This is a genomic window from Variovorax sp. GrIS 2.14 (assembly GCF_046115955.1).
GTDB lineage: Bacteria > Pseudomonadota > Gammaproteobacteria > Burkholderiales > Burkholderiaceae_C > Variovorax.
Genome location: NZ_JBJXIA010000047.1, coordinates 1 through 9,920, shown reverse-complemented (window position 1 = coordinate 9,920; position 9,920 = coordinate 1). Strand labels below are relative to the sequence as shown.

At 62.6% G+C, this 9,920-nt stretch carries 11 protein-coding genes and 1 tRNA gene; 6 read left to right on the top strand and 6 right to left on the bottom strand.

Annotation, left to right across the window (positions count from 1 at the left end):
* Positions 1–215 (bottom strand): substrate-binding domain-containing protein (locus tag RCH10_RS26465; RefSeq protein WP_409054688.1); only part of this gene is annotated, 215 nt, incomplete at its 3' end.
* A gap of 142 nt (positions 216–357) precedes the next feature.
* On the opposite strand from RCH10_RS26465, the gene RCH10_RS26460 reads away from it, so the two are divergent.
* Complete coding sequence (locus RCH10_RS26460) at positions 358–1,887, top strand: exopolyphosphatase (RefSeq protein ID WP_409054687.1); 1,530 nt, start codon at positions 358–360, stop codon at positions 1,885–1,887.
* 31 nt (positions 1,888–1,918) lie between these two features.
* Here the strand turns inward: RCH10_RS26460 and RCH10_RS26455 are convergent, their stop codons facing one another.
* The 3 genes from RCH10_RS26455 to RCH10_RS26445 form a co-directional block, all read right to left on the bottom strand.
* On the bottom strand, positions 1,919–2,380 hold the full coding sequence (locus RCH10_RS26455; protein ID WP_187051673.1) for a histidine phosphatase family protein: 462 nt from the start codon (positions 2,378–2,380) through the stop codon (positions 1,919–1,921).
* 38 nt (positions 2,381–2,418) lie between these two features.
* Positions 2,419–4,554, bottom strand: coding sequence for a polyphosphate kinase 1 (ppk1, locus tag RCH10_RS26450; RefSeq protein ID WP_323499533.1), 2,136 nt, complete (start codon positions 4,552–4,554; stop codon positions 2,419–2,421).
* A 79-nt stretch (positions 4,555–4,633) separates the two neighbouring features.
* Positions 4,634–5,524, bottom strand: coding sequence for a GNAT family N-acetyltransferase (locus RCH10_RS26445; protein WP_409054686.1), 891 nt, complete (start codon positions 5,522–5,524; stop codon positions 4,634–4,636).
* 110 nt (positions 5,525–5,634) lie between these two features.
* On the opposite strand from RCH10_RS26445, the gene ppk2 reads away from it, so the two are divergent.
* Entirely contained in the window at positions 5,635–6,573 is a 939-nt protein-coding gene (gene ppk2 / locus RCH10_RS26440; protein ID WP_409054685.1) for a polyphosphate kinase 2, read from the top strand.
* Positions 6,574–6,602: 29 nt separating this feature from the next.
* Here ppk2 and RCH10_RS26435 read toward each other — a convergent pair whose 3' ends face one another.
* Positions 6,603–6,827: a hypothetical protein gene (locus tag RCH10_RS26435; protein WP_409054684.1), complete on the bottom strand. Its 225-nt coding sequence runs from the start codon at positions 6,825–6,827 to the stop codon at positions 6,603–6,605.
* Between the two features lie 84 nt (positions 6,828–6,911).
* On the opposite strand from RCH10_RS26435, the gene trhA reads away from it, so the two are divergent.
* A complete protein-coding gene (trhA, locus tag RCH10_RS26430) occupies positions 6,912–7,556 on the top strand; it encodes a PAQR family membrane homeostasis protein TrhA (protein ID WP_409054683.1) in 645 nt (214 codons plus the stop codon).
* A 41-nt stretch (positions 7,557–7,597) separates the two neighbouring features.
* Complete coding sequence (locus tag RCH10_RS26425) at positions 7,598–8,014, top strand: hypothetical protein (protein WP_409054682.1); 417 nt, start codon at positions 7,598–7,600, stop codon at positions 8,012–8,014.
* On the opposite strand, the gene RCH10_RS26420 is transcribed toward RCH10_RS26425, so the two are convergent.
* Positions 7,963–8,424 carry a hypothetical protein gene (locus tag RCH10_RS26420; protein WP_409054681.1) on the bottom strand — a complete coding sequence of 154 codons (462 nt, stop codon included), beginning with the start codon at positions 8,422–8,424 and terminating at the stop codon, positions 7,963–7,965. The two genes, RCH10_RS26425 and RCH10_RS26420, sit on opposite strands and share 52 nt — an antisense overlap.
* A 10-nt stretch (positions 8,425–8,434) precedes the next feature.
* Between RCH10_RS26420 and RCH10_RS26415 the strand changes: the two genes are divergently transcribed.
* On the top strand, positions 8,435–9,166 hold the full coding sequence (locus tag RCH10_RS26415; protein ID WP_409054680.1) for a glutathione binding-like protein: 732 nt from the start codon (positions 8,435–8,437) through the stop codon (positions 9,164–9,166).
* 54 nt (positions 9,167–9,220) lie between these two features.
* Positions 9,221–9,297 (top strand) — tRNA-Pro (locus RCH10_RS26410).
* Positions 9,298–9,920: the final 623 nt, after the last annotated feature.

Genomic DNA, 9,920 nt, shown 5'->3' with positions numbered 1-9,920 from the left:
GTCTTGGCTTCGATCTGCTTGATGCCGGCACCGGAACCGACAGATTGGTAATTGACCTGCGTGCCGGTCGCCTTGTTGAAGTCGCCGGCCCACTTCGCATACAGCGGTGCCGGGAAGCTCGCGCCTGCGCCGGTGACGTTCTGGGCGAAAGCGGGGGATGCTGCGAATGCGGCAGCAGCGGCGATGCCGGCTGCGAAATTGAAGGTGACTTTCATGAATCTTCCTTTGGCTGTGGTTTGCACATCCCGAATCGGGTTGGTGCGGACTTTAGAAAGGCAATATGACATTGATGTGACAGTCAAATGACGTCACGGTGACGTCACGCGCGCCGCTTACCATCGCTGCCAGATGCCAAACATGCAAAACGGAACTCGCCTCGCCGCCGTTGATCTCGGCTCCAACAGCTTCCGGCTCGAAATCGGACAGCTCGATCACGGCCAGATTCATCGCACCGAATATTTGAAAGAGACCGTGCGCCAAGGCAATGGCCTTGACAGCGCCCGCAACCTGACGCCAGAAGCGATGCAACGCGGCTGGGACGCCCTGGCCCGCTTCGGCGAGCGGTTGGCTGGATTCAAGCGCTCACAAGTGCGCGCTGTCGCGACTCAGACACTGCGCGAGGCTCGCAACCGCGACGAGTTCTTGCTGCGCGCCCGCACCATCCTCGGCTTCGGCATCGATGTCATTCCCGGCCGCGAAGAAGCGCGGCTGATCTATCAAGGCGTGGCGCACATGCTGCCGCACACCGACGCTTCCGATCTGGAACGTCGTTTGGTAGTCGATATCGGCGGGCGCTCGACCGAAATGATCCTCGGCCATGCGCTCGAAGCGACGGTGATGGAGTCCTACCGCGTCGGCAGCGTCGCCTGGTCGATGAAGCACTTCGCCGAGGGTCAGTTCACCCAGGCCGCGTTTCGCGCTGCAGAAGTCGCCGCCAAGGCGGTCCTCGACGATGCGCTTGCCAGCTACACGCGCGACCAGTGGGACGTAGCCTATGGCGCCTCCGGCACCATCGGCGCGGTCGGCGACGTGCTGGCTGCCTCGGGTGCCGAGCCCGGCCTAATCACCCAAGACGGGCTCGATTGGTTGCTCGACCGCCTGCTCAAAGCCGGCAGCGCCGACAAGCTGCGCATCGACGGCATGCGCGACGACCGCAAGGCGGTCATCGGCGGCGGCGTCAGCGTGCTGCGGGCCGTGTTCGACCTGCTCGACATCGACGAGATGAAGGTCGCCCAAGGTGCACTGCGGCACGGCGTCATGTACGAACTGCTGGAGCGCGACGAAAGCGTGGCCGACCTGCGTACCGAAACCGTGGCAAGGCTGGCAAGCCGGTTCAACGTCGATGCGGCGCAGGCCAGGCGCGTCGGCGAGACCGCGGCAGCGCTGTTCGTCCAGCTCGAACCTGCAGCGCGATCGGCGAATCCGGCCGGAAGCACGACAAGCCGCGCTGGCCGCGCACTGCGCAAGCTCGGCTGGGCCGCTCAGCTGCACGAAATCGGCACGCAGATCTCCCACAGCGACTATCACAAGCACGGCGCCTACATCCTCGACCATTGCGACGCGCCCGGCTTTGCGGTCAACGAGATGCATGCGCTGGGGCTGCTGGTGCTCGGTCAGCGCGGCAAGCTGCGCAAGCTCGAAGTCGCCCTCGACGACGACGTCTTCGTCATGCAACTACTGAGCTTGCGGCTGGCTTTGATTCTGTGCCATGCGCGGCGCGATCCCGACCCGAAGGCGCTGCGCATCACGGTCGCCGGCGGGCGCTTCTTCGTCGTGGCGTGTCAGGGGAACTGGTCCGAGGTCTATCCACAGTCCGCGCATCTGCTGCGCGAAGAAGTGCTGGCCTGGCAAAAGACCAACTGGCGGGTCGATCTCGCCGGCTGCTGAACTGCCGGCCGGTCGAATTGCGCAGACCGGACTAGAGCAGCTCGGGTGACTGAACGGTCACCACAACCGTCTGCACATCGCCATCGCGCTCTCGCGTGCGAATCCACCAGACCGCACCCTTGCGCACCGGGCAGCTGTCTTGTTGCAGCCCCAGAAGTTGCGCGATAGCCTGACCGAGCGACGGCTGATGGCCGACCATCAGCACCACCGACTTGCCGTTGGGCCAGCCTGCAGAGGCCAGCACGGCATCGGGCGTGGTGTCGGGTGCGAGCTCGTCGCGCAGCTTGTATTTGCGTCCAATCGCCAATACGGTCTGCTCGCAGCGCCGCGCCGGACTGCTCACGATGCGCGTGCCTTCAGGCAGTTGTCGGTCGAGCCAGGACGCCATGCGCTTGGCCTGCTTTTCGCCACGCGAGGTGAGGGAGCGCTGCAGGTCGTCGCAGCCCTCGGTCCAGTCGTCGGCTTCGGCGTGGCGCCAGAAAATCAGGTCCATGGTGGATCGGCTTTCAGGGTTTTATCGTGGCAGCGCCGTTAAATTTTTTGCAGGCCACGCGATGCGTAGCGGTTCATCAGTGCGGCCTGCGCGCCGTGCGCTTCGATGGTGCGCGAGCCGCCCTCTTCCGCCGCGTGCGTGTCGTGATGGATGCGAACGTAGGCACCATCCGGACCCAGGTCCCAGGCGTCGCGACCGTCGTGCAGGTAGGCGACAAGGCACTCGTCGATCAGTCGCTGCCGCAAGCCAGGATCGGTGACGGGCCACGCCAGCTCGATGCGTCGCATCATGTTGCGGTTCATCCAGTCGGCGCTCGACAGGTAGAGCGATTCGTCTTCGCCGTTGCGGAAATAAAAAACGCGCGAATGCTCGAGAAACCGGCCGATCACCGAGCGCACGCGAATGTTTTCAGTGAGGCCTGGCACTTGCGCCGGCAACGTACATGCACCACGCACGATCAGGTCGATCTTCACGCCCGCCTGCCCCGCCGTCACCAACGCGGCAATGAGCGCCTCGTCGGTCAGCGCGTTCATCTTGGCGACGATGCGGGTCGGCTCGCCCTTGGCCGCGGCGATGGCCAGCAGCTCGATCTGCGCCACGAGATTCTTGTGCAGGTCGAACGGTGCCAGCCACATGCGGTTGAGCTTGGGCAGCTTGCTCTGGCTCGCCATGTGCACGAACACCGCTTCCATATCCGCCGTGAGCAGCGGGTCGGCCGTCAGATGGCTGATGTCGGTGTAGAGCTTCGCGGTGAGCGGGTTGTAGTTGCCGGTCGACAAATGGCCATAGCGACGCATCTGCTTGCCCTCACGCCGGGTGACCAGCAGCATCTTGGCGTGCGTCTTGAGTCCGACGACGCCATACACCACCTGCGCACCGATCGACTCCAGCATCTCGGCCCAGTTGATGTTGGCCTCTTCGTCGAAGCGCGCCTTGAGCTCGACCACCACGGTCACTTCCTTGCCGCGCCGCACCGCCTCGCGCAGCAGGTCCATCAGCTCGGAGTTGGTGCCGGTTCGGTAGATGGTCTGTTTGATCGCCAGCACCTGCGGGTCTTGCACGGCTTCGCGCAAAAACGCCAACACGCCGTCGAAGCTCTCGAAAGGCTGGTGGATCAAGGCATCACCGCGCTGCAGCCGTTCGAAGAAAGATTGGCCAGGCGATAACGTGACCGGGTACGACGCCTTGTAGGGTGGAAAGCGAAGCTGCGGCTCGTCGAGCAGGTCGATGAGTTGCGTCAACCGCGCCAGATTGACAGGGCCGTGCACGCGATAGAGCGCCTGCGGCGGCAGCCCGAACTGCGCCAGCAAAAAGCTCGACAGCGATTCCGCACAGCTGGCCGACACTTCGAGCCGAACGGCTTGCCCGTAGTGGCGATGCTGCAAGCCTTGCCTCAGCGCAGTGCGCAGGTTCTTGACATCTTCTTCATCGACCGCCAGATCCGAATGCCGCGTCACGCGAAACTGCGAAAAGTCGCCGACGACACGGCCGGCGAACATGCTCGACAGATGCGCCCGAACCACGCTCGATAAGGCCACGAACAGCGTCTTGCCGTCCGACACCTTGCCCGGCATGCGAATGAGCCGCGGCAACACGCGCGGCACCTTGACGATCTGGATCGGGTTCTCGCGGCCGAAGGCGTCTTTGCCGCCCAGTTGCACGATGAAGTTGAGCGACTTGTTGGCCACCTGCGGAAACGGATGGGCCGGATCGAGCCCGACCGGGATCAACAACGGCCGTACTTCGCGCTCGAAGTAGTCGTGCACCCATTTGCGCTGCAACGGATTGCGGTCGCCGTGCGAAATGATGTGGATTCCGTGCGTGGCAAACGTCGGCATCAACTCGTTGTTGTACAGCGCGTATTGCTTGCTGACCAGCGTGTGCGCGGCGACGGCCAGTGCGTCGAACGATTCAACCGAGTAAACGCCCTTGCTGTCGCCCGCGCCGCTGGCGATCAGGTGCGGCGCAACTCGCACTTCGAAGAACTCGTCGAGATTGGCCGACACGATGCATAGATAACGCAGCCGCTCTATCAATGGCACATCGGGGCGCAGCGCCCAGTCGAGTACGCGCTCGTTGAATGCCAGGATGGCGTGGTCGCGGTCGAGCAACACGATTTGCTTTGGTGCCGGCGTCGGGGCGGCGACGGCCTTGTCGGCGGAATGAAATGACATGGACACGATTCTGGAACATAGAGCGCGGAAGGCTCGAAGGGCGCGGTGGTGCGCGTGACCGTTCCAGTGTGTATGTCGTCTATGACATTTGCGTGACAGCCACATGACGTAAAGGGTGTCCGAGAAAATGCCGCCGATAACGTGCCGGCATGTCCTCGATGCGCATCAGCATCGGCAGATCAGCCGCGTTGAAGTCTGGATCCCAGGCGGGGGCACCGAGCAGCTTGGCACCGAGCCGGAGGTAACCGCGAATCAGCGCCGGCGCCTCGACGTCGAGCGTGGTGTCGAGCCGGTCGACCGGCAATGGCAGGCGCGGCTGCACCTGATGGCGAATGTCGGCCATGTGGCTCGCAGACAATTGACGCCAGATGCTAGCCGCGGCATGGCCGCCTGGAATCCCGTCGTGCTGCATCGGAATGCTTGCGCAGCCGATCATGGTGTCGAGCTTGTTGCGCTGCATGAAGGCCGCGAGCGCACCCCACAGCGCGAGGATCACACCGCCTTGCCGATGGTCCGCGTGAACGCAACTGCGGCCCAACTCAACCATCCGCGAGCGCAGCGCACGCAGTCTAGTGAGGTCGAATTCGGTGTCGCTGTACGTGCCGCCAACGCGCTGTGCCTGCGCCGGCGTCAACACGCGGTAGGTGCCGACGACCTGATGCGTCGCAACATCGCGAACCAGCAGGTGCTCGCAGAAGTCGTCGAACAGGTCGATGTCGTGGCCGGCCAGTGATGTGCTGAGGCGCGCACCCATCTCGCCGGCGAAGACCTGGTAGCGAAGTCGCTGGGCTTCGCGCACTTCGTCCTGATGCCGCGCCCATTGCACGGAGATGCCTTGCGATACCGCCGTGCTGCCAGAAGACTCTGGCAGTCGCGGAGTGCGCGCCGGCGGTTGGGCCGACACCGGCCAGATGGCCTCGCGCAGCGTCAGGCGCGAGAAAGGAAACGTCGGGTTCGGCAGTTCGTTCATGGCGCGAAGTCTGGCGCGCCCGTATGAAAAAACAGTGTCTGCGCCGTGGCAGAACCGTGAACACGCCAGGTGTCATGCCAACGTCATATCGCGGCAGGAGCATCTGCACCATGCCCGTACCCAGCTCACAACCCAACGCGCCCACCGGCGCGCCCGACCACGAAGACCTGATGCGGCGCATCGCGCGCGATCTGGTCGACAGCTACGACGAAGAACTCGAGCTCGAACTCGAGGACCGCAGTGTCGATGAAGCGGGGGAACTCGTCAGCACAGACAAGGCGGCACGCCAACTGTATTTCCAAGAGCTGTTCCGGCTGCAGGGCGAGCTGGTCAAGCTGCAGGACTGGGTCCAGCACAGCAAGCAGAAAGTCGTCATCTTGTTCGAAGGCCGCGACGCGGCCGGCAAGGGCGGCGTCATCAAGCGCATCACCCAACGGCTCAACCCGCGCGTGGCACGCGTCGCCGCCCTGCCCGCGCCCAATGATCGCGAGCGCACGCAGTGGTACTTTCAGCGCTACGTAGCGCACTTGCCAGCGGCCGGCGAGATGGTTCTGTTCGACCGCAGCTGGTACAACCGTGCCGGCGTCGAACGCGTGATGGGCTTTTGCAGCGACGCCGAGTACGAAGAGTTCTTTCGCTCGGTGCCCGACTTTGAGCGCATGCTGGTGCGCTCAGGCATCACGCTGATCAAGTACTGGTTTTCGATCACCGACGATGAGCAGCACATGCGATTTCTCGGCCGCATCCATGATCCGCTCAAGCAATGGAAGCTGAGTCCGATGGACCTCGAAAGCCGGCGACGTTGGGAGGAATACACCCACGTGAAAGAAGTAATGCTGGAACGCACGCACATTCCGGAAGCGCCGTGGTGGGTCGTACAGGCGGTCGACAAAAAGAAGGCCCGGCTCAACTGCATCTCGCACTTGCTGACGCAGTTGCCGTACCACGAGGTGCAGCATGCGCCAGTCGCGCTGCCAGCACGCGTAAGGAATCCGGAGTATTCACGCCAGCCCGTGTCGGCCGCCATGATGGTGCCCGAGCGTTATTGACGCATCGAAACGGCGACCGATCACAGGCCTCAGTTGGGCAGCGTTGTCACCTGCATCGACAGATCGAACAGCTTGGCCTTGCCGACGTAGTAGCGGTCGATGCGCCATTCCTTGAGGATGTCGATGGCGAGCTCGAAGGTCGCCAGATCGAGCTTGTACAAATCGGTCACGCTGAAACTGCCTTCAGATTCGAGGGCTAGCACCAGTTGTGCCAACGTCCGCGCGGAGTCGCTCGCGGGATTGGCACTGATCATTTTTCGGGCAGTCTTGATGGCATTCATAAGGGTTTAAGAGATGGAGAGATTCCCTGATTCTGGACGCGCTGACATGACAGATTTATGACAACGCAACGCCTTTTTATTTGTCGCGGCGAGCGCTTCAACGGCTACTCGCATTTGCTCGGACTGGCGCTTGTAATCGGCGGGGCGACAGTGCTGCTTCCACGTGCGATCACCACGGGCGAGCCCTCCAAGATCATCGGTGCCGTGGTGTTCGCGGCCTGTGCCGTGGCGTTGTATGCCACCTCCGCCATGTTCCACTCTGCGCAAGGCTTGGCGCGTACACGATGGGAGCGTGCGGACCACTGCGCGATCTACCTGCTGATCGCAGGCACCTGTACGCCTTTCGTGTTGGTTTCGTTGCCGGTCGCCTGGGCAGCGGCATTGCTAAGCGCGATCTGGTCTTTCGCTGGCTACGGCATCTTGCGCGAACTGCGGCCCGCAGACACGGCGAAAACGCCCGAACCCTCGCTGCGCATCTACATCGCTATGGGATGGCTTTGCGTGCTCACTGCAGCGCCGCTCGCCGCCCGACTGGACAGGCTCGCACTTATCGGATTGCTGGCAGGCGCGGCCGTGTACACCGCTGGCACGGTCTTCTATCTCAATCGGCCTGGTTGGGCCCACGCCCATGGCGTGTGGCACCTTTTCGTTCTCGGCGGCACGATGACGCACTACTTCACCGTGACGCGGCTGATGCTCTGACGCGTGGGGCAGCGCTGGTCGATGGCCACGCAGAGGCACACGTGAAAGTGCTGATGGTGCCGCCCGAAAAGCTGCGGGCGCTCATCATCGTGGAGGCCGATCTCGGCGAGCGTGTGTTGCGTGCGCTGATCATGCGGGGCATTGTGTCGATGGAGGCGGGCGGCAGCGGCCCCGTCCTGATCGGCCCGACCGATTCGACCGATGTGCGGCGGCTGGAGAACTTCCTCGGCCGGAACGGCGACCCGCACCACAGCCAAGCCAGCGCCAGCGCGCGGATCGAGAACTACCTGGGCTTTCCGAATGACATCTCCGGCGGCGCATTGACCGGCCGCGCCTACGTGCGGGCGCAAAAGTTCGGCGCCGAAATGCTGATCCCGGCCAAGGTCGTGTCGATGACTGTTCGCGCTCAGGGCCGCAGGGCCAGCTCGCCATCCAAATCGACGACGGACGCCTGCTGAATGCACGCATCGTGGTTATCGCCAGCGGCGCACGCGACCGCCTGCCCGACGTGCCGCGGCTGAAAGAGTTCGAAGGCGGCGGCAACTCGGACGGCCGGGCTGCGGTGTTTTTGTCGCAGCACGCTGCCAAGTTCAACATGTTGGTGCGTGGGCCGTCGCTGGCGGCTAGCATGTCGCGCTATCTGATCGACCGCATCGAACCCGCGCTCAACATCGAGCTGCACCCACATATGGAACTGGTTAGCCTGCACGGCGAGCCCGTCCCCGGGCTGAACGGCGCCACTTGGCGCAACGCGCGCAGCGGCGACCAGTACGAGTGCGCGGCGCGCCATGTGTTCCTGTTCGCCGGTGCCGAGCCTGAAACGAGCTGGCTCCTGGGCTGCGGCGTGGAAATGGACGGGCGGTGGCATAGTGCGCGTCATGCCCACGCCCAATACAGCCACGACACTCCGGCCATCACCCATCGACGTCTACACCTGGCCCACGCCCAACGGCCACAAAGTGCACATCATGCTGGAAGAGTGCCGCCTGCCTTACGTGGCGCACCCGGTGAACATCGGCTCTGGCGATCAGTTCGCGCCCGAGTTTTTGCAGATCAGCCCCAACAACAAAATCCCGGCCATCACCGACCCCGATGGACCGGATGGCAAGCCGATCTCGCTGTTCGAATCCGGTGCCATTCTGGTGTACCTCGCCGGCAAGACCGGAAAGTTCATGCCGACCGGCGACCGCGCTCGTTACGACGTGCTGCAATGGCTGATGTTCCAGATGGGCGGCGTCGGCCCGATGCTCGGCCAGGCGCATCACTTTCGGCTGTACGCGCCCGAGAAGGTTGCCTATGCCATTGATCGTTACACCAATGAAGCGAAGCGGTTGTACGGCGTCATCGACCGCCAGCTGGCCCGGTCGACGTTCATCGCGGGAAAGCATTATTCGATTGCCGACATCGCGATTTTCCCCTGGCTGCGCAGCTGGGAGAACCAGGGCATCACGCTCACTGACTACCCGCACCTTAAGAAATGGTTTGATGCTGTTGCTGCACGGCCGGCAGTGCAGCGTGGCGTGAAGGTCATGGCCGATCTGCGCAAACCCATCACCGATGACAAGTCGCGTCAGGTTCTTTTTGGCAGCATGCAGTACGCCAAGCGATGAAATCCATGCGATTACGGATTAACGCGCAAAGCCGAGCTAGAATAGAGGGCTTGTCGGGGTGTAGCGCAGCCTGGTAGCGCATCTGGTTTGGGACCAGAGGGTCGAAGGTTCGAATCCTTTCGCCCCGACCAAAGAAACGAATAGCCGGTAGTGATGCAAATCGCTACCGGCTTTTTCGTTTTATGGCTGGCATGCCGCATCGTCGCGTGGCCGTAACGTACACCGGCGCATCGTCGAGAGCCACAAGCGTGCGGCGACCGTTTTCGGCGGCAAGCTATCGACAGCACGCCCATCGGTGCACCTAACAGGCTGTCGAAGAACCTCGAGATTTTCCCGACAATTGCGATATTGAGAAGATTGCGGAGCGATGATACGAGGCAGTGACAGCTACAACGAGAGTCTGTTCTCGGCGGTGAGTCTGGAAGACTTCGTGCCCACGAATCATCAGCTGCGGAGGCATCGGGTGCACGATCTATCCATATCGTGAGTCGTTCGGGCGCGCGCGGCGCGCACCTGATCGTTCAGAGCGAACTGCCCCGGTTCATCAAGTGAAGACTTCTATTGAGTTGGAGTGTGTCGCAGCATGTATTCGACATCAGTCTCAAGACTCTTCGATAGCCGACATTCTCAAATCAACTAAAGCGCGGAACAAAAAAAAACCCAACCTTTCGGTTGGGCTTTTTTAGGCTGTAAGAGCCTGACAATGACCTACTTTCACACGGGAACCCGCACTATCATCGGCGCTGACGCGTTT